This window comes from Collinsella sp. AF36-3AT (genome assembly GCF_003475205.1).
GTDB classification, from domain to species: domain Bacteria; phylum Actinomycetota; class Coriobacteriia; order Coriobacteriales; family Coriobacteriaceae; genus Collinsella; species Collinsella aerofaciens_AF.
The window spans coordinates 1-17,356 of record NZ_QROZ01000015.1; the positions used below are offsets into that span (position 1 = coordinate 1).

The window sequence follows — 17,356 nt, forward strand, 5'->3', positions numbered from 1 at the left end:
GCAGGGTGCGGCCTGGCGCGAGAGCCTCGGACGATACGAGCGCTTTGTGTGCGAGCACAGCGATCGCCGCGTGCTGTTGCTGGAGCTCGGCGTAGGCGAGATGACCCCCGGCATCATCACGCTCCCGTTCTGGAGCATGACCGCGAAGCTGCCGGATGCGCACCTTTTGAGCGTAAACATCTCGGGCGGCTCGGCTCCGTTGCAGCTTGGAAGCAAGGCAGGGGCGATCCAGGCCGATTTGGGCGCCCTGCTCTCGGCGGCGCGGACGGCGAAGGTATTTAAGCCTCCTTGTCAGTCGCTTTGAGATAATCCTCATCGTTCACAGGTTCCAACCACTCGTTGGAGGCTTCCTCGCCCGGAACCTCCAACGCGAGATGTGAGAACCAGCTGTCGGGTGCGGCTCCGTGCCAGTGCTTCACCCCTGGGGCAATGTTGACCACGTCGCCAGGGTGCAGTTTCTGCGCCGGCTTACCCCATTCCTGGTAAAACCCTCGACCAGCCACGCAGATGAGAATCTGTCCGCCGCCGTTTTTGGCGTGGTGCACGTGCCAGTTGTTGCGGCAGCCGGGCTCGAACGTCACGTTGTAGACGCCAACCTGCTCGGTTGATAGAGGCGCGAGGTAGCTTTGCCCGATAAAGTACTTCTCGAATGCGTCGTTGGGGGCACCGATGGGAAAGGCCATCTCGTTTTGGTGCTCGGCTTTTGCATCAGCGGCATCGTCATCCGCCCAGACCTCCTTTGCCATGCGGAAGGCCGCCCACGCCTTGGGCCATCCCGCATAAAACGCCGCGTGCGTAAGGATTTCCGCTATCTCCGCCCTGGTCACCCCGTTGTTCTTTGCGGACATCAGATGATATTTAAACGAAGAGTCCGTCAGTCCCTGCGCCATCAGGGCCACAACCGTCACCACGCTGCGGTCTCGAAGGGAAAGCCCGTCTTCTCGACTCCACACCTCGCCAAACAGCACATCGTCATTGAGCTGTGCGAACTTGGGGGCGAACTCCCCCAGGGCATCCCTGCCTGCCGTCTGTTTAATTGCCATGATCGATCTCCCCCTGTCGATGGTTTAGGTGCAAATCTGTTTCCTCATTACGGAACACCCTTTGCAATCCCTGTTCTAATGACGAGAATGAAGGTAATACCTAAACCTGACTTTAGGTCAAGGAATGAATTCGAGATTGATTCGGAGGAGCCATGTACACAATCGGACAGGTTTCGGAGATGTTCGGTTTGCCCGCCTCAACGCTGCGCTATTACGACAAGCAGGGATTGTTCCCGGCATTGGAGCGGACGTCCGGCATTCGGCAATTCGGCGATACGGAACTCGAGGCGCTTCGGGTCATCGAATGCTTCAAGAAAGCGGGGATGGAGATCAAGGACATCCGGCTGTTCATGGAATGGTGCGCGGAGGGTCCATCGACATACCCCAAACGCAAGGCCATGTTCGAGGAGCGGAAGGCCCACATGGAGCTAGAGATCGCGAACATGAACCGCGCGCTGGACATGCTGAAGTACAAATGCTGGTTCTACGGGCAGCTGAATCAGGGCGAGAATGAGACTGAGCTGAGGGCCATGATTCCCGACGGTTTGCCAGAAGATATCAAAGAGGCCTACGAGAACGCTCACGCTCGGTAGTACCAAAAACGCCCCTTCTGAAACTCAACCATTGTTTAAGATGTCACAACTTAGGCAACAAGACTGGTTGCCCCGGTACGCAACGGGAGGGTCGACGCGACTGGAATCGACCCTCCCGTTTCCCAAACGGCATGAAGCTACTTGCTCACAACCGAGATGCGCTGGGCGACGTGGTCACCGGACTCGATCTCATCGACCATGGCGATCGCATAGTCAGCGTACGAGAGCGTTGACTCGCCGCGGCTGTTGAGTGTGAACTCCTCGCCCGCCAAGATATACTCACCGGTGCGCTCGCCGTCGGCCTGGAAGTCAGCAGCAGGGGAAACGAAGGTCCATTTGAGGCCGTCCGTTTCGCGAAGGTGAGCAAGGACTTTGCCGGCCGCGGCGGACAGCGGCTTCCAGTCATCGGGGAAGTCCGGGCCCATATCGACGGTGACCGTATGCTCGGGGTTGACGAACAGCGAGCCCGCGCCACCCACTATGAGCAGGCGCACATCGGTGCCGACCAGCACATTAGCCAAGTGGATGCCCGCGTCGGTGATACCGGGGATGGTCTCGGGCGTCCAGCCGCCCACGGCGTCCACCACGGCGTCGAATCCTTCGAGGTCTTCCGTCGTGAGCTCGAGTGCGTCTTTGATGACGGAGTTCTGAGCGGCGGTCCTATTCTCGCCGCGTACGATGGCGGTCACGTCGAATCCGCGACGCACGGCCTCCTCAACGATGAGGCTGCCGGCCCTGCCGTTCGCTGCTACAACTGCGATTTTCTTGGTCATCATGCTTTCCTTTCGACCTGCGGCACTCGACGCCGCTTTCCTTGCAGCTCATACGATACGCGTCAAAGGTATATAATGGAAAGTAGGCACATAAAAGTGCTGTAAGCACCAAAAGGAAACTAATGTAAATGACGTGCATGATTGCAGACGGAGGTTTCGCGAACATGACAACACCGACTTTGGAGAACCTGCCTGCCTGCCCAGTGGAGACAACGCTTTTGCTCATCGGCAACAAGTGGCAGGTGCTCATCCTGCGCGAACTCTCGCTCAAAGGCACGATGCGCTTTAAGGAGCTGCAACGCTCGATCGGCAAGATTTCGCAGAAAGTTCTGACCAGCAACCTACGAACCATGGAGGAAACGGGGCTCGTTCATCGTGAAGCGTTCGCAGAGGTGCCCCCACGGGTGGAGTACTCGCTCACCGACCTGGGACAGACACTCAGACCCGTTCTTGACGCAATGAGAGCTTGGGGCGAGAACTACAAGGAGCAGCTCCGCGGCGGCGGGCTTCGATAAGTAGCTCCTACTGGTTACACGCCTACAGAAACCCCTCCGTCCTATCGCCATCACGGGAAACCCTCCTCCTTGGTTCTCGCCGCAAACGGCTTCGAGGCCGCGCTGGCGGTCCCGGCACGGCTGGAGTCGGCCCGCGCGAGCAGCGGAAAGGGATACACGCCCTTTACCAAGGTAGATTGCTGCTTTCATTTTCCGTTCCTTTCGCAGTATTCTCAATGCAGGTGCGCGGCCTGCGCGCATGGCGCCTAGGGGGCGTCGCCGTCACATCGTTTCATTCGCGCCTCTCTTTAGCGTTGGCAAGACGTCGGTTCGTGCCGTTCGGATGCACGCAGGTTTTGATAATGCGCACCATCTCATCGATAGGCGTTTCGCAGCCGCTCCGAATCCAGTCCTGTACCACGGCGGAGAGCCCATGCACATAAAAACTGATGACGAAGGCCCGCTGCTCGCTGGGATAGCCAAAGCGCTCCAACACTGGGTCGATGATGTGCTTCGCTAGGGCCTCGAATCGCTCCTGAGCTTGCAGCGTATGCCCGTTTGCGAGCATCGCGCGATAGATGGAGCAGTTGTCTTGGACGAACTCGAGGTAGGGCCTCAGATACTCGTCGGTTACGAAAACGAGCTCATCGAGGGAAGCCGTACGGATAGCCCCGATCGTGTCTGCGGCGCTTTGTTCAAAGCGCTCGAAGAACTTGGTGTTCACATGCTCCGAACACTCCTTCACGAGGTCAGGGACACCCTGGTAGTGAAGGTAGAACGTAGAGCGCCCCACCCCGGCCTTCTTGCAAATCTCCTTAACGGTTATGAACTCCGCGCCCTTGTTCTGCAGCAAGTCGAGCAAAGCCTCGTCCATAAGCTGCGCCGTCGTAAAGTATCTGCTCTGCCGCCTGTTCACCCAAGCCTGCCTCTCCCTGATGCCAAAAGCTATTCGCCGGCAATTCCCTTGGCAAGCTCCATTATCTCAAAGGCGTATTTCTTCTTAGAGGTTTCCAGAATCCAGCGATACAGAACAAGGTTCACGCTTGCGCCTGCGATACCCAAGATACCAAGGACGATTCCGAGCACAAACAACGTGCCCTCGCCAGGTCCCAGCACACCCATGGTCAGGCACATGCCCACACCCAACAACAGCGAGGAAGCGATGCCAAAGCTGTAGGCGAAGACGTTCGCGGGGCGCTTTGCTTTGGCATCGAGCTTCTTGAGCGCGGTGAGCTTGGAGGCGCTTTTGGGCGCGTATTGCTTGGCGATCGATTCCGCGCAGGTCTTGTCGGTGTCCATGTTTTCTTCCTTTTCTCTATGGCTTGTTCGACAACCCAAGAATAGGAAGAACGTGCAGGCGATTGAAGAACACAAACGGGACGTTGTGTCCATGTTATATCGGCGAATGTCGACACTCACCGCAACTGCTCGGAATGATGATTGCGCTGTATTTCGTTATCAAATGGGCAGTGAAAAACGGCATAAAAGAGGCCTACGGTGCTGTCACTGGCAAGAATACCGCCGAAGATATCCAAAACGAAAAAGAGTTGAAAGAACTTGGATTGGATCAAGAGGATCGATAAATCCAGTTTCACTGCCCCTAAAACGGCCTCGCTTTGTCCTCGGGGACAATGATGCTCACTCATTCATTTGAATTCGTCTTGAGGAGCGCCTTAACGTGCAGGTCGTAACGTGTGGCATAGAGAGGTCGTCCCCTGCGCTTTGTCCTTCGCGCGCCCGTGCTTACCCTGATAAGGTCGGCATCACGAAAGAGCATCGCTTCCTCGAGGTATCTATTACGGCGTTTCAGTCTATCGCCTTTCAAGAGCTGCTCCTAAAACTCGAATCTGATTACACTTTTGGGAGTTTCATAACTCTGCGCCACAAGATGAGCAAAGAACGCACCTCGAGATGAATCGACTAAAGGAATTACGCACCTGCCGGGAGGCAGGCAGCCTGCTCGATCATCGCGGACTGCCAATTGATAAACCCCAAAAGCCGGACCGCACGGCGGCGCTCGTTTCGCTAAATCGGCTTGATGGAATGGCGGATCACGGTCTTGAGCTTCAATAGCTGGATGCGTTCAGAAATAGACACGAAGGCCCTCGGGTGTCATTCAAATCCAGTCTGCATCTTGGTTCCTCGACTGCGCAGCTTGGTTAAACGCCGAAGGTTCAGCTATCTTCGTCAGCTAGCATGAGAGCAACCCGAAGGGAGGACGCATGAAGATCACAATCGAAGAGCGAGAAGCAGCTCAAGATATAGAAGTCACGATCGTCTGCGTAAGGGTCGATCGCCGCGTGCTTGATATAGCGGCTCGGCTGCGCATGCTTGACAGGAAGGTGACGGGCACGGCCGACGGCTGCACGCGTGTGCTGAGCGCAGAAGACGTCCTGTTCATCGAGTCGGTCGACAAGCACACGTTCATTTATACGGCCGACACGGTTCTCGAGACGGGCCTGCGCCTTTACGAGATGGAGGAGCGCCTGGCGGACTGCGACTTCCTGCGCATCGCGAAAGGTTGCATCGTCAACTTCCGCGCGATCACCGCCCTCAAGCCCGACGTCAACGGCAGGATCATCGCCACCTTGGAAAACGGTGAGCAGGTCGTTATCTCGCGCCAGTATGCGCCCGACGTCAAATCGAAGCTCGGTCTGAAGCAGTCGAAACGAAGGAAGGGAGACCGAAATGATTAACAGGGACATTATCGACACCGATAAAAAGACGCCCGTGGAAAACCTCAGGCAACTCGTGAAAAGCACCTGTATCGGCTTCACTGTTGCCATGATAGCCTTCTTGGCATTAGGGACTTGTTTCGCTGATGACACCGCCAAGCAGGGCATTAACTATTGCTGGTCGATTCTCGCCGCGTGCGTCACCGTCCCCGCGCTGCAGTTCGTGTTCTTCACGCCCGCGGTGATCAGACAGATGGCGTATCCCGCGCGCCTGGCGCTGTTCGACGTTTGCCTCTACGCAGCCCTCTGTGCATTGGCGTTTGTCTTTGCTTGGGTTCCCGTGAACAACCCCGGGGCGTGGGTTACCTTCACGGTTGTCTTTCTCGCCATCCTGGCGGTCCTCACTCTTGCTTTCAACGCCAAGCTGAGCCGCGAGACCCGCGAATTGAACGACAGGCTCGCGGAATACCGCAAGAGCAGGGAGACGGAATAAGGGTATAGCTGAGCATTATCGATGCTGGGCAAATCCTTACTCCCGATCCTCGGATTACCGCCCAGCGCGAGGACCTGATACCAAGGCCGGCGCAGGGCGATGCTCGGCCCCGTTCGCTACCTCAAGCGCTTCCTGCGCGGTCATGCCCTTGTAGCCCCCCGTTCGCGCGCATAAGCGGGTTCATGTGCAGGGGAATGTCGATCCAGGTGCTGATTGCTCGGTCAGCCTGATCGGATTGGAGGAAGACGACCTCATGTTCAGCATAGGCGATGGCGAAACTTCCTACGTATTGCGGTCTACCCAAGCCATCATTCGGTCCTCCTCGGTTTCGAAACTCGAATTTTTTTAAAGTTTCGAAACCGGGGGGGGGGGCAATATGCACAGGGATGCATCGAGGAGCAATTCCCAGTCGCGCCATGTCAGCAGCGATGCCGGGCGCATTCACGCGTGCTACAATGCGGACATCAGAGATGAAAACACAGTCCCCGTCGGGTAGTCGTGGGCGTGCGCTAGTCCGCATCAGTAACCTACCTCCTTGGTTGTCCCTTCTCTGCATGGTCATCTACATAAAGGAGGAACCAGCCATGCAGATCAGTGTGTCGTCCACCCTGACCGTATATCACGACGGGCAATTCTGGGTCGGGCTGGCGGAGCACGTCGAGGACGGAAGGTACGGCGTCGCCCGCATCGTCTTCGGCGCAGAACCGTCCGATGAGGAAATCCTGCGATTCGCTACAAGCAAATGGGCGGAGCTCGCGTTCTTCGGTGACGAGGCCACGGAAACAAGCAAGCCCGCGAAGAACCCCAAGCGGCGCGCTCGCGAGGCGGCGAAAGCCCTCAAGCAGCCAGCGATGAGCACCAAGGCACAACAGGCGCTCACAGCACAGCGGGAAGCGATGAAGCGGGAGTCGGCTCAAGTAAGAAGCCAGCGTCGCGCGGATGAGGCGGAGGCGCGCTTCGAGCAGCGAAAGCTGAAGCGCAAGCAGAAGCATCGTGGGCATTGATCGCCATTTGCAGCGAGCCTTAAACCCGTATACAGAAGCGGTGTCAGTTTCACTTGAAACCGACACCGCCGTCTATTGCGCCGCTCGTCAACAGCCAATCTCCGCCTTATTCGTATTCGATATATGCATCTCGAATTCGGTGCAGCGCTCGGTTAGCTTCGTAGTCAGTTCGCCCGAAGGTAGAAGCCGCGGATCTTCTTCAGATAGTTTTCACGAGGTAATCAAAACCACCCCTAAAAGGGGTGGTTTGCTCTTAGGGTATAACCCTTGGATTTCCGGCACGCGTCTAAAGGCGCCGGCCCTCACGGGGTTCGGGCCGCACTGCAGATTGACCCGTGGCAGGCCGGTCAAACCGGCGCTATTTACGCCCCGGCCCCCTATCGAAGGGGTCCTCGTACTCCTTGACGCTCAGCCGGTCGAGCGCGATGTCGGCCCTCTCCTGCTCCCGGATGTACTTCGCGATCGGCGCCTCGTTCAGGCCGACGGTGGACACGTAGTAGCCCTCGGCCCAGAACTTCCTGTTGCCGAACTTGTACTTCATGTTCGCGTGCCTGTCGAATACCATCAGCGAGCTCTTCCCCCTTCAGGTAGCCCATCACGCTCGACACGCTGTACTTCGGCGGTATCGCCAGCAGCATGTGGACGTGGTCGGGCATCAGGTGCCCCTCGATGATCTCTATCCCCTTGTACCGGCAGAGCTTCCTGAAGATCTCCCCAAGGTCGGACCTTATTTGGTTGTAGATGACTTTGCGCCTATACTTCGGCGTGAACACGACGTGGTACTTGCACATCCACTTCGTGTGCGACAGGCTGTAGGCCTTCTGGGCCATACGCCACCACCGCCCTCTCGACTCGGATTCCTTGCGGCCTGAACAATCGCAAGTGTCCGGCGAGGGGGCGGCTTTGTAAAGCCGTTTGGCCCCACCCGCATAGCGGGTGGTTTCTGATGCGGCGCGCTACGCGCCCCGCACAGGGTAAAGCCTGTAAACCACGAGAGAGGGCCGGGGCCTATGGCTCCGTCCCTCCTTCTGGGCGTTTCCCTCGCTCGCACTACCCGGCCGACGGCGCGGTGAACGACAGCTTGTCGTATGCGAAACTGTAGTTCTTCTTGATCGCATAGAAGGCGACCGACGCCATCAGCGCGGCGACCGCAATGGCGGCCTGCTCCTTCGTTGGGTTGACCTCGAGCGCGTACCCGATGGCTTCCCTGACGGTCTTCAGCGCACCCTCGGGCGAGTCGACGAGCTCGGTGGCGGCCTTTGCGATGTTCTTGCTGTCCATGGTCGTTCCTTTCGTGGGGTTAGTCTAGGCGAGCAGCTTGAACGTGAGGGCGATGTGGCATGCCATTCCAGCGAGGAGCGCCACGGTCATGCACGTCACGGCGGCAGCCATCAACCTGAAGAACCACGTGTCCATGTCGCGGCCACTTCCCGCCTTTTCGAAGTGTTTATCTTCCAAACGGCTCTTGTCGGTCATCAGTTCCTCCTCCTCTACGGGTTTTACTGAGGACAGTTTCTCGAATAAGAGCCCTGCCGTTCGAATGCAGACGCTCTAATGACCTACAATATTTAATGTCATTCAATAGAAACGAGGAAACCATGTCGAGGAAGCTGACGGACATTGAGATAGCGGCTTTTCTCGAGAGATGCGGCGCGATTGAGAGCGGAACGCGACAGCGCTTGCTGGCAGTCGCGCGCCTGCTATGCGATTTCACCGACGAGAACGAGGGACTCACCTCGCAGGAAATAGCTCGGGTTCTCTCGCGACTGTCGGGGAGCAATGTGGCCGAAAACTCCGTCCGCGCCGATCTCGACGCTTTGGCATCATGCAGCCCCTTCGGAGCCGAAGTCATAAAGCCTGGGCGGGGCGAGAAAACCGGGTACCGCTGCGCGGCAAAGCCCTTTTCATCGCATGACTCTTCGCTCCTGATGGGCATGGTGAGAACGAGCAAGTTCGTCAATGAGGAGCAGCGCGCTCGCCTTTGCGCGAAGCTCGAGGAAATCATGTCCGACCGCGAGCTGGAAGAGATGGTCGAATCGATCTTTGTCGATGAGCGCGAAACCCATGAGGGCATGAACGCACTTGCGGCGATGGCCGCCGCCTCCTCCGCGATTCGCAACAACGAACAGCTCTGCTTCCGTTATCGCCGCCACTTGATGAACGGGGATGAGCTGATTGACCGCCAGATCTCGTCCGAAGACCCCGTTTGCCTCGTCTACAGCTTCGGACACTACTATCTTGAGACCTGCGTGACAACTGACGAGGTTCCCGAGGGCGAATCCTTTTTCCGCAGGCTGGACCATATGACGAACGCGATGGTATCGGGGAAGAAGCTCCGCAACCCCGGCAGGGTTGACGAGCTTAGGAGAAGGGTGGCCGCCGACGTCCGAGAGCGGATTGACATGTACGGCGACGGGACCAGCAGGACGCTTTTCCTCAAAGTCGAGGGGCGTTGCGCCCAATATGCCTACGACAGGTTCGGTCACGACTTGGTTTTTTCGCACGTCTCCGAGGACGATGCCGGCAATCCCCATGGCTACGCCTGCGTGAGGACGCAGCTGTCTCCAACCCTCTACCGTTGGCTTTTCGGTATGGGAGGAGGCGTTTTCCTTGCAAAGCCGAAAGGCCTCACCTGGGCCAGGACCTTTCGGGGCCTTTCGTCATGCAGCGCCGATACGCTTCGGCAGTTCGTCGAAGATTACGAGGCGGCGCACGAGGGCTATATCTCCATGCTTGAAAGCGCTCTGGGAGCCGAGCGAGATGCTATTGCAAGGGGACATGAAACGGCTCGGATTTAACGCTAAAGACGACGTACTCGGTCAGAACCTCTGCAAGGGCATCAGAGGCGCACCTTTCCGAGCGGTACCTTCTGAATAGGCGATCAATGTTTTCCAGCTCTTCATCCTGCGACAGCCCGCGCAGCGGAGAGTAGTAGTAGGAGTTATGGCTGTCGATCCCGTCACCCATTATCGACAGAGCGATGGACCAGAGGTGGGTGTCGTCATGATGCTCTATAGCGATGAGATGCGCGCTCTCGATTGAGCTGACGGTTAAACCATCGAGTCCCTCATTGAGGGCCTTTGCCATCTCCGCGAGGTCGTCGGGACTCGATTCGCCCTGGGCTCTCATGCCGTCAAGATACTTGAGCTGTTCTTCGTCAAGCCGTAGGCCGCCGAGCAGCATGAACATGATGTCAAGAACCTCGTCCCTGATTTCCCTAACCTTGCCTAGGTCGTAGAAGTTGGACTTATGGAGCTTCCCGTTGCGGGTGTTGTCCATGAACGACCGCAGCCGCCCGAACAGGAGCTCGCGAAAGGACTTGTAATCAATCTCAGGATCGTAGATGCGCGCGTTGAAATATTCGTGCTGGTAGCTTGCAAATAGATAGGCAAGCGGGCCCAACGTTGCCTCTTTGTCCTTCTCCGCCAGGAGGGCTGGGGTGAGCGGGACGGCAGGGTTCCGGGCCTTTACGGCGCCAAACGCCACCTTGTAGTCCCTGTTCGCCCAAAGCGGAAGAAGGTCGAACATCATCTGCTCTATCGCCTTGATGTAGCCAGCGACCGTTCCGGTCTGCTCGACATTCTCGGAGAGGGTGTTGAGCCTGTAGCGCCACTCTGACGACAGAAAGCTGACGGCGAAGCTGGCTTGCCCGAAGAGTATTTCGAACAGATCTTTGCGCTGAATGTTGCGCGACAAGATATCGATGTCGCGCTCCGACATCCCTCTTCCCATCAGACGGTACCTGATAAGAGGAAGCTCGATCGCCTCGTAGTCGCGAAGGCGCTCTTGTCTGAAGGAGCCGAGCTCATGCTCGGTGGGCAGGGCAACAACCGTGAACCCCTGGACAAGTCGGCCCTCCGTTCTCACCCTGCCAGCCACGTCGGTCAAACGGTCGGCCTCTTCCTTTCCGAAAGTCCTCTCGAACCAATCTGTTGCAGAGACGTGCTTGACGCCGCGCGGAGAGGAAGACTCGTACCAGCAGCCAAGCCTCTCGCGAAGCTTGACGTTGGCCTTATCCGCAAGCCATACAAGGTAGACGTCGTCAACCTCCCCGTTCTCCACCAACTCGAACGCCCAGAACATGGAGTTGCTCTTAGTGTGGTTAAGCGGGCTATGGTCGATGCTTGGCCATAGCATGACGCATGCATGCTTCCCCCCGTCCGCAATGTAACCGAAGCCGGCGTTCTTCCATCTTGACGTGGATGGCAGGTCGAAGGTTTCGATGGAATGCCCAGATGCCAGCTTCCTTGCAAAGTCAGCGAATAGGCCAGGCGCCGCGTCAGCCCAGTTTCGCTGCATCTGCTTCATGCTTGCGCAATTGCAATCATCGGTTCCAAAAAGGAATCCGCTGTTGAACTCATTGGCGCCTGCGAACTTCTTCGATAGCTTGATGTCCGCCAACGCCTTGTCCGCGAACTCGTCGTACAGAGACTGGTAATCCATTTCCCACCCACTTTCTCGATAGTGCCATTATCCCAGAAAGACTATGGAGTCCCGGCACATCCAAAAAGTCGAAAAACTCGCGTTACTCCCAGTGGCCGCCGGTGACGACGGTCTCCCAGTGGCCAACCTCGTCGTGGGTCACGGTCCTTGTGCCCACCTGCACCTGCTGCACCTCGCTGTGGTAACCAGATCCCTCGCCAGCGAGTATGTGCTGCTTGCTGTGTGGGAAGGTAGCGCCCGTGATGTCGGCACCGCAGATGCTGCAGATGGACCGCTCGCGCATCTCGTAGACGGGCAGCTGTTCGCTCCACGCCTCCTGGTCGACTATCCAGACGCGCCGCGTCTCCTCGACCCAGCGCCTCGCGGGTTCCGCCTCCGCCTCGTTAGTCGTGCCGGCCGTCTCGGTCGTTACGGGCGTAGCGTTCGAGCCGGCTTCCGCTGCTCTCGGCGGGAAAGCCATCGCGTTGCCCGCTCCGCCTCTTCGATTCTGGCAGGCGCCCGGAATTGGGACAGCCTTGATCAGCTTAGCCCGTTGATGGTCTCCTCGAGCTCCACCATGTAGGCGACTATCTCATCGATGCTCGGGTAGCCGCCGAACAGCATCGGCCTCATCGAGGCGTAATCGGCCGCCAACTCGTCGAGCCTGTCCTTTGGAGGGGCGAGCCTGAGTGTGCCGGGCCTCGCATCGGCCAGCTTGGCCCACGGCGTGCGGTAGAACTTCTCCTTGAACCTGACGACCTGTTCGAGGAGGCCGGGCTGCGCTACGGCGCGGCCGAGCACGAACGAGTGGCCAAGGCGGTACATGTCGTAGTAATGGCGGGAGTAGCGCCTGGGCATAGCCTTGCCCTCGGGCCTGTTGGCCTCCTGGTGCAGGATGGTGGCCTTCTCCCAAAACGTGCGCTCGGGACTCGCGGTGCGCACCGTGGTCGACAGCTCGGGCCCGAACGGAACCACGTCCGCCGCGTACGGGGTTATCGCCGCCTCCTCGGAAGGCGACCATGCCGCCATGGGTCCTATCTCCAGCTTGATGGTGTCGAGCGTGCCCGCCGACTCGTAGGAGCGCGGGTAGTCGAAGTACACGGTCTCCTCCTCGGCCCCGCACCTAACGGACGCTTCGGTGCCGAGGGACTCGGAGAGCGTAGCCCAGAGCTTCGGGGCAAAGGCGTCGGCCAGGAAGGCGTTCGTGCGCTCGATGCTGTCGGCCTTGAACCGCTCCTGCGCCGAGTTGCTGCGCGGCTCCCACGGTTCGTCCTCGCCGTAGCCCAGGAGTCGCCAATCGAGTATGAGGTCGATGTCCTCCGAGAAGCGCTCGATGAGCCCGAAAGCCTTCGACAGGCTCGTGCCGCCCTTGAACACCATGGACTCGGCGAAGCCGCTTCTGTGGAAAAGGTGGTCCAAGGTGTAGCACACCCAGAAGTCCTTCTCGACGATGGCCGGCGCAAGCGCCATCCTCTGCGCGGCGGCCTCGAAGACCAGTCTGCGCTCGCCGGTCGAGGCCCTAGCGATCCTGTCCATGCTTCGCCTCCCATATCTTCTTCGCGGCGTCGGCAACCCAGGATGTGAGCCCCGCCGACTCTTCCAGGAACGCGCTGGCCTGCTCCTCCGTGAGGTTGCGCGCGAGCGTTCTGATTTCCTCGTCGCCCATGTTCTCGCGTCCGAGCGCCTTGAGGGCCTGCACGATGGTGCAGGTGATTTGCGAGCAGTCGAGCAGGTCGCGGTTGGCGCGGTGCCGGAGCTCGATATCGTACGGCCCGTACTCGTAGCGCTTGTACGGGCCGCTGCTGACGTAGACGAGCTTCGCGGGCACCTGCGTGTCGAGGCCCAGCGCGTTGAGCGCCGCGTCGCCGGACGGCGCAACGATCCACTTGTTGGCACGGGCGACGGCGCGCACGACCTCGTCGGCGCTGGCCGGCACCTCGGTGCCCATGAGCGCGCTGCGCTCCGGCACATAGTAGACGCCGCGGACGGCGCGGGCGATCTCCCCCTTTGCATGCAAGCGCCCGAGCGCGTTGGCAGCGTTGCGTCGGCCTGCGACGTCGGAGAAGTCGGCGGCCGTGAAGGCCCTACCGGAGCCGAAGCTCTCTATGCGCTTAGCGATGGCCTCTGCTTCTGTCATGGCGTTCCTCCTTTTTGATGAAAATAGTATATACTTTTTTCATCAAATTGCCTCTGATTGCCTTGGCCGCCCACGCATCGCGCCTGCGGTCCCTCGCCGCGCCGGCACGCGCGCGTGCGCCCGGGAGCGGTTGCGTCTCCCAATCGCGGCCTGGGGTTAGCATCGAGACATCCCGAAGAGATCGTCGCTGGGCCCTTTCTCGCGCTTTGCGCGCCTTCCGACCGACGGGGCCTCGCCGAGCCCGTTGAAGAACTCCATGACCAGGGCGAGCTGCTTCTGGAGGTCCGCATCGAGCTCGTCGGCTTCTCACACGGCGAGGAGCCGCTCCGCCAGACTCCTCACGGAGTCGCGCGGCGCTCGCTGGACCCGCGACGACGGCCTCACCGCTATCTCGGTGCCGACAAGCTGCGCCATGATGTAGTCCTGCCTGCTCATGATGCGCTCGCGGCGCTGTTCTCGCGCGGTCAGCTCGCAACAGGCTAAAGAACCCCTTTTTTGGTTTATGGCGTCAGGCGTTGTGATGAAGATCATTGTCGTGGAAATCGCGAGGGTTTTGCGCTGTAAGCCCGAGCTTTTCAATCATGCTCGACCCGCATCGTCTTCGGTGCGGAACTGTCCGATGAGGAGATTCTGCAATTCGCTACAAGCAAATGGGCGCAGCTCGCGTTCTTCGGCGACGAACCCGCAGAGACGAGAAATCTTGCGAAATCCCCCAAGTGCCCCGCCCGCGAGGCATCGAAGGCCCTTAAGCACCCGGCGATGGGCGCCAAGGCGCAGCAGGCGCTCGCGCGTCAGCGGGAGACAATGAAACGGGAGTCGGCCCACACAAGAAGCCAACGCCGCGCTGACGAGGCGGAGGTACGCTTCGAGCAGCGGAAGCTGAAGCATCGCGGGCATTAATCGCCATTTGCGGCAAGCCTTATGCAGAAGCGGCACCGGTTCCACTCGAAACCGACGCGGCTATCCATTCATAACTCGTCGACAGTCGTTCTCCATCCAACTCGCATTCGATATATGCATCTTGAATACGAGGCTGCCAAATCATAACGGCGAATGCCGGTTTTCAGTGCAGCTGCTCAGGGCCAATGACTGCGATTGTCCCAGGCAGGGTTCAAGTTATAATCGAAGACTACAAATAAGCAGCAAATTGAAATTAGGAGAATTGAATCATGTGGAATGAACTGGGCATAAGCGGAGGAACGGCTATCATTATTTTGATTGCGCTGTATTTCGTTATCAAATGGGCAGTGAAAAACGGCATAAAAGAAGCCTACGGTGCTATCACTGGCAAGAAAACCACTGAAGATATCCAAAACGAAAAAGACTTGAAAGAACTTGGATTGGATCAAGAGGATCAATAAATCCAGTTTCACTGCCCATGAAACGGTCTCACATCGTCCTCAGGGATAATGACGCTCACTCATTGATTTGGATTCGTCTTGAGGAGCGCCTTGCCGTGCAGGTCGTAATGTGTGGCATAGAGAGAGATCGGCCACTGCGCTTCGACCTTCGCGCGCCCGCGATTAAATTGGAGAAGCCGGCGTTACGAAAGAGCGTCGCCTCCTCGAGACATCTATTGTGGCGCTTCGACCTATCGCCTTTCAAGAAATACTCCTAAAACTCGAATCTAATTACACTTTTGGGAGTGTCAAAACTCCACGCCGCAGAGACCCAAGAGCTAATCTCATTAACTCGGCCAGGCTACTCAACATATCTACCGCTCTGGCAGCATCATGTACAATGTAATTCACATATCAATCGAAAGACGATCCATAGCTAAATGTTCGACTGCAGCGATTAGGATTGGCCCAGAAGTAAAAGATTGGTCCAGTGAAATCTTCGACGAACTCGGGTTGTCTCTATCCACAGCGGCTAACATCTTCCTTCGAGCCGTGGCAAGGCGCGACGGTTTGCCGCTTGACGTAGCAATCATGGATAACGAGGAAGACGGGATGTAGATGACCCACGCCACAGAAATAACCTCCATACCGCCCATTGCCGAACTTGCACCATATGCTTCGAAAATTCTCCGTACAGCTCAGGCAGCGCAGAACGAGGAACAACTTAAGATTGAAGTCGAAGACATCCTAAGGACGATTTGCAGCTCCTGCGGTATCTTCTGGAATCCATATACGTATGAACATTCATTTCGCTCTGGAAGCTTCCGCCTAGATGCGGTACATGGATCAACGATCATAGAGTATGAGCCCCCTAGGTCTTTCAATCATATGGCAGGCGCTCAGCTTCGGCATGCGCGGCAGCAGTCAGAAGATTATTGCAATCTCCTGGCAGAGGAAGAAGGCAGGCGCAACGGCGCTTATTCCCTTGTTGTCTGGGATGGAGAGACCATATCATTTGGCGACGTGCGTGATGGCGACTTCTTTTGGAACGACCCCGAGTCATTCGATGCGGTTTGCCTCCACAGGCTGCTCACCCTCATCGACCGCGGAGGCAAACCACTCGTTAGCCCTATGGCACTCAAACAGTTTATTGGACCGGAAACAGAGGTCGGCAAGAACGTCATTCCTTCGCTATACCAAGCAATTGTCGGTGCGATAAACAATTCGAGAACGACGCGAACAAAATTGATATTCACGGAGTGGGCTCGCCTCTTTGGCCAGGTGGATGGTACTGGCTCGGAGCGATTGCAGACCTATCTCTCGAGTGCCTCAGCGATGCACGGGGTCAACTACCAAGAGTACCCCCAGGCATATGTCTTTGCTCTCAACACCTACATCGCAATCGTCGCTAAAGTGTGTGCAGTTCACGCCTTAATTGACATGGACGATAAATCCGCCCAGCCAAATACCACGTCACTCGAATTCCTCAAGAATGTCGAGAACGGCATGTACTTCAAGCTAAAGGGTATCCAGAATATGCTAACCACGGATTTCTTCTCGTGGTACTTAGGAGCAGACGTCTTCAAGCCGTTGGCAGGCGGACTACAAATCCTACTGGATAGCCTAAGCTCAATGGACTTTGACGTAGCTAGGAAAAGCTCCGAGTCCGTCATAGACTTGTTCAAGGGGCTCTATATGGAGTTCACGCCCACTCCCATGCGCCATGCCTTGGGAGAGTACTACACACCAGACTGGCTAGCGGCACATGTGATCGACCTCGCGGGGTGGAATTTATACGACTCTCTTCTCGATCCGACATGCGGTAGTGGAACGTTCCTACTTGAAGCGGTAAAGAGACGACTTGAAGATGCACACCCGCGGAATACGGCCAGTGAAATCCTCGAGGGTTTATACGGTTTTGACCTCAATCCGCTTGCCGTTCTAACAGCACGAGCATCTCTCGTCGTGTTCCTAGCAGGCCATTTCTCTGAATCCAGAAAAACTCTCTTGCCCGTATTTCTGGCAGACGCCATAAATACGGCTGACCCTGAAGACGGCGTCTTCACACATAGCATCTTGACAGAGAAGGGCGAGAAGACTTTTGCTATTCCCTACGAAATGGCAGTCTCTCCAGACTTCTACGATGTCATGGACCATCTCCGCATTTGCGTGGACTCGGACCTTGATGCCGGCGACATAGCCGTAACACTCGAACAGATATCGCCAACCGTAAAGTACCTGGACATCAACATGAAAGATGTCCTTGCAAAGACAATAACGGACCTCGTTGAGCTTCATAGAAACCACTGGAACGGCATATGGTGCTTCATTCTTTTCGACAGAATCAGAACCACCCTTAAAAAGGGTGGTTTGCTCTTAGGG

21 protein-coding genes and 2 pseudogenes are annotated in these 17,356 nt (G+C 57.4%); 12 read left to right on the forward strand and 11 right to left on the reverse strand.

Annotated features, from left to right (window positions below; genetic code table 11):
• Nucleotides 1–304 (forward strand): annotated as a pseudogene (locus DW003_RS09965) (hypothetical protein); the annotation flags it as partial.
• Here DW003_RS09965 and DW003_RS09560 read toward each other — a convergent pair.
• Nucleotides 279–1,043, reverse strand: a complete 765-nt coding sequence (locus tag DW003_RS09560) for a carboxymuconolactone decarboxylase family protein (protein WP_118388857.1) — start codon at nt 1,041–1,043, stop codon at nt 279–281. The pseudogene DW003_RS09965 and the gene DW003_RS09560 sit on opposite strands and share 26 nt — an antisense overlap.
• 152 nt (nt 1,044–1,195) lie before the next feature.
• Here DW003_RS09560 and DW003_RS09565 point away from each other — a divergent pair, with 152 nt between their 5' ends.
• Entirely contained in the window at nt 1,196–1,636 is a 441-nt protein-coding gene (locus DW003_RS09565; protein WP_117765231.1) for a MerR family transcriptional regulator, read from the forward strand.
• A 137-nt stretch (nt 1,637–1,773) separates the two neighbouring features.
• Here the strand turns inward: DW003_RS09565 and DW003_RS09570 are convergent, their stop codons facing one another.
• Nucleotides 1,774–2,409, reverse strand: coding sequence for an NAD(P)-dependent oxidoreductase (locus DW003_RS09570; RefSeq protein WP_199408680.1), 636 nt, complete (start codon nt 2,407–2,409; stop codon nt 1,774–1,776).
• Between the two features lie 137 nt (nt 2,410–2,546).
• Here DW003_RS09570 and DW003_RS09575 point away from each other — a divergent pair, with 137 nt between their 5' ends.
• A complete protein-coding gene (locus DW003_RS09575) occupies nt 2,547–2,924 on the forward strand; it encodes a winged helix-turn-helix transcriptional regulator (RefSeq protein WP_369831937.1) in 378 nt (125 codons plus the stop codon).
• A gap of 271 nt (nt 2,925–3,195) precedes the next feature.
• Here the strand turns inward: DW003_RS09575 and DW003_RS09580 are convergent, their stop codons facing one another.
• Both DW003_RS09580 and DW003_RS09585 read right to left on the reverse strand, forming a co-directional pair.
• The gene (locus tag DW003_RS09580) at nt 3,196–3,777 is read right to left on the reverse strand and encodes a TetR/AcrR family transcriptional regulator (protein ID WP_147352200.1); all 582 of its coding nucleotides are present in this window, start codon (nt 3,775–3,777) and stop codon (nt 3,196–3,198) included.
• Nucleotides 3,778–3,848: 71 nt separating this feature from the next.
• Nucleotides 3,849–4,202 carry a dihydropteridine reductase gene (locus tag DW003_RS09585; protein ID WP_117765235.1) on the reverse strand — a complete coding sequence of 118 codons (354 nt, stop codon included), beginning with the start codon at nt 4,200–4,202 and terminating at the stop codon, nt 3,849–3,851.
• Between the two features lie 137 nt (nt 4,203–4,339).
• Between DW003_RS09585 and DW003_RS09880 the strand changes: the two genes are divergently transcribed.
• The 4 genes from DW003_RS09880 (at nt 4,340) to DW003_RS09610 (ending at nt 7,075) form a co-directional block, all read left to right on the forward strand.
• Nucleotides 4,340–4,486: a DUF6019 family protein gene (locus tag DW003_RS09880; RefSeq protein WP_187361932.1), complete on the forward strand. Its 147-nt coding sequence runs from the start codon at nt 4,340–4,342 to the stop codon at nt 4,484–4,486.
• Between the two features lie 639 nt (nt 4,487–5,125).
• A complete protein-coding gene (locus tag DW003_RS09595; protein WP_117765239.1) occupies nt 5,126–5,599 on the forward strand; it encodes a LytTR family DNA-binding domain-containing protein in 474 nt (157 codons plus the stop codon).
• Nucleotides 5,592–6,071: a DUF3021 family protein gene (locus DW003_RS09600; RefSeq protein ID WP_117765241.1), complete on the forward strand. Its 480-nt coding sequence runs from the start codon at nt 5,592–5,594 to the stop codon at nt 6,069–6,071. The genes DW003_RS09595 and DW003_RS09600 overlap by 8 nt, the downstream gene beginning before the upstream one ends.
• A gap of 584 nt (nt 6,072–6,655) precedes the next feature.
• Complete coding sequence (locus DW003_RS09610) at nt 6,656–7,075, forward strand: YjdF family protein (protein ID WP_117765243.1); 420 nt, start codon at nt 6,656–6,658, stop codon at nt 7,073–7,075.
• Nucleotides 7,076–7,433: 358 nt separating this feature from the next.
• Here DW003_RS09610 and tnpA read toward each other — a convergent pair.
• The 3 genes and pseudogenes from tnpA to DW003_RS09970 form a co-directional block, all read right to left on the reverse strand.
• Nucleotides 7,434–7,905: pseudogene (tnpA, locus tag DW003_RS09615) on the reverse strand (IS200/IS605 family transposase).
• A gap of 220 nt (nt 7,906–8,125) precedes the next feature.
• Complete coding sequence (locus tag DW003_RS09620) at nt 8,126–8,356, reverse strand: hypothetical protein (protein WP_117765245.1); 231 nt, start codon at nt 8,354–8,356, stop codon at nt 8,126–8,128.
• Nucleotides 8,357–8,380: 24 nt separating this feature from the next.
• Entirely contained in the window at nt 8,381–8,551 is a 171-nt protein-coding gene (locus DW003_RS09970) for a hypothetical protein (RefSeq protein ID WP_158573228.1), read from the reverse strand.
• 122 nt (nt 8,552–8,673) lie between these two features.
• Here DW003_RS09970 and DW003_RS09625 point away from each other — a divergent pair, with 122 nt between their 5' ends.
• Nucleotides 8,674–9,873 carry a WYL domain-containing protein gene (locus tag DW003_RS09625; RefSeq protein ID WP_158566996.1) on the forward strand — a complete coding sequence of 400 codons (1,200 nt, stop codon included), beginning with the start codon at nt 8,674–8,676 and terminating at the stop codon, nt 9,871–9,873.
• Here DW003_RS09625 and DW003_RS09630 read toward each other — a convergent pair.
• The 4 genes from DW003_RS09630 to DW003_RS09645 form a co-directional block, all read right to left on the reverse strand.
• Nucleotides 9,839–11,518, reverse strand: a complete 1,680-nt coding sequence (locus tag DW003_RS09630) for a hypothetical protein (RefSeq protein WP_117765249.1) — start codon at nt 11,516–11,518, stop codon at nt 9,839–9,841. The two genes, DW003_RS09625 and DW003_RS09630, sit on opposite strands and share 35 nt — an antisense overlap.
• Nucleotides 11,519–11,600: 82 nt before the next feature.
• Nucleotides 11,601–11,801, reverse strand: a complete 201-nt coding sequence (locus DW003_RS09885) for a hypothetical protein (RefSeq protein WP_147349829.1) — start codon at nt 11,799–11,801, stop codon at nt 11,601–11,603.
• A gap of 236 nt (nt 11,802–12,037) precedes the next feature.
• On the reverse strand, nt 12,038–13,033 hold the full coding sequence (locus DW003_RS09640; RefSeq protein WP_117765253.1) for a nucleotidyl transferase AbiEii/AbiGii toxin family protein: 996 nt from the start codon (nt 13,031–13,033) through the stop codon (nt 12,038–12,040).
• A complete protein-coding gene (locus DW003_RS09645) occupies nt 13,017–13,634 on the reverse strand; it encodes a DUF6088 family protein (protein WP_117765255.1) in 618 nt (205 codons plus the stop codon). The genes DW003_RS09640 and DW003_RS09645 overlap by 17 nt, the downstream gene beginning before the upstream one ends.
• Nucleotides 13,635–14,228: 594 nt before the next feature.
• Between DW003_RS09645 and DW003_RS09655 the strand changes: the two genes are divergently transcribed.
• The 4 genes from DW003_RS09655 to DW003_RS09675 all read left to right on the forward strand — a co-directional run.
• Nucleotides 14,229–14,534: a DUF2992 family protein gene (locus DW003_RS09655; protein WP_117765257.1), complete on the forward strand. Its 306-nt coding sequence runs from the start codon at nt 14,229–14,231 to the stop codon at nt 14,532–14,534.
• A gap of 269 nt (nt 14,535–14,803) precedes the next feature.
• Complete coding sequence (locus tag DW003_RS09660) at nt 14,804–14,995, forward strand: DUF6019 family protein (protein WP_117765259.1); 192 nt, start codon at nt 14,804–14,806, stop codon at nt 14,993–14,995.
• 372 nt (nt 14,996–15,367) lie between these two features.
• A complete protein-coding gene (locus DW003_RS09670) occupies nt 15,368–15,592 on the forward strand; it encodes a type II toxin-antitoxin system RelB/DinJ family antitoxin (protein WP_117765263.1) in 225 nt (74 codons plus the stop codon).
• Nucleotides 15,593–17,356, forward strand: a 1,764-nt coding sequence (locus DW003_RS09675; RefSeq protein WP_147352201.1) for an N-6 DNA methylase, incomplete at its 3' end; no start/stop codon positions are given.

What these genes read in the sequence shown, in the direction of transcription:
- DW003_RS09560 (WP_118388857.1), bottom strand. Translation starts at nt 1,043, where the DNA reads ATGGCAATTAAACAGACGGCAGGCAGGGATGCCCTGGGGGAGTTCGCC.
- DW003_RS09565 (WP_117765231.1), top strand. Translation starts at nt 1,196, where the DNA reads ATGTACACAATCGGACAGGTTTCGGAGATGTTCGGTTTGCCCGCCTCA.
- DW003_RS09570 (WP_199408680.1), bottom strand. Translation starts at nt 2,409, where the DNA reads ATGACCAAGAAAATCGCAGTTGTAGCAGCGAACGGCAGGGCCGGCAGC.
- DW003_RS09575 (WP_369831937.1), top strand. Translation starts at nt 2,547, where the DNA reads ATGATTGCAGACGGAGGTTTCGCGAACATGACAACACCGACTTTGGAG.
- DW003_RS09580 (WP_147352200.1), bottom strand. Translation starts at nt 3,777, where the DNA reads ATGGACGAGGCTTTGCTCGACTTGCTGCAGAACAAGGGCGCGGAGTTC.
- DW003_RS09585 (WP_117765235.1), bottom strand. Translation starts at nt 4,202, where the DNA reads ATGGACACCGACAAGACCTGCGCGGAATCGATCGCCAAGCAATACGCG.
- DW003_RS09880 (WP_187361932.1), top strand. Translation starts at nt 4,340, where the DNA reads ATGATTGCGCTGTATTTCGTTATCAAATGGGCAGTGAAAAACGGCATA.
- DW003_RS09595 (WP_117765239.1), top strand. Translation starts at nt 5,126, where the DNA reads ATGAAGATCACAATCGAAGAGCGAGAAGCAGCTCAAGATATAGAAGTC.
- DW003_RS09600 (WP_117765241.1), top strand. Translation starts at nt 5,592, where the DNA reads ATGATTAACAGGGACATTATCGACACCGATAAAAAGACGCCCGTGGAA.
- DW003_RS09610 (WP_117765243.1), top strand. Translation starts at nt 6,656, where the DNA reads ATGCAGATCAGTGTGTCGTCCACCCTGACCGTATATCACGACGGGCAA.
- DW003_RS09620 (WP_117765245.1), bottom strand. Translation starts at nt 8,356, where the DNA reads ATGGACAGCAAGAACATCGCAAAGGCCGCCACCGAGCTCGTCGACTCG.
- DW003_RS09970 (WP_158573228.1), bottom strand. Translation starts at nt 8,551, where the DNA reads ATGACCGACAAGAGCCGTTTGGAAGATAAACACTTCGAAAAGGCGGGA.
- DW003_RS09625 (WP_158566996.1), top strand. Translation starts at nt 8,674, where the DNA reads ATGTCGAGGAAGCTGACGGACATTGAGATAGCGGCTTTTCTCGAGAGA.
- DW003_RS09630 (WP_117765249.1), bottom strand. Translation starts at nt 11,518, where the DNA reads ATGGATTACCAGTCTCTGTACGACGAGTTCGCGGACAAGGCGTTGGCG.
- DW003_RS09885 (WP_147349829.1), bottom strand. Translation starts at nt 11,801, where the DNA reads ATGCGCGAGCGGTCCATCTGCAGCATCTGCGGTGCCGACATCACGGGC.
- DW003_RS09640 (WP_117765253.1), bottom strand. Translation starts at nt 13,033, where the DNA reads ATGGACAGGATCGCTAGGGCCTCGACCGGCGAGCGCAGACTGGTCTTC.
- DW003_RS09645 (WP_117765255.1), bottom strand. Translation starts at nt 13,634, where the DNA reads ATGACAGAAGCAGAGGCCATCGCTAAGCGCATAGAGAGCTTCGGCTCC.
- DW003_RS09660 (WP_117765259.1), top strand. Translation starts at nt 14,804, where the DNA reads ATGTGGAATGAACTGGGCATAAGCGGAGGAACGGCTATCATTATTTTG.
- DW003_RS09670 (WP_117765263.1), top strand. Translation starts at nt 15,368, where the DNA reads ATGTACAATGTAATTCACATATCAATCGAAAGACGATCCATAGCTAAA.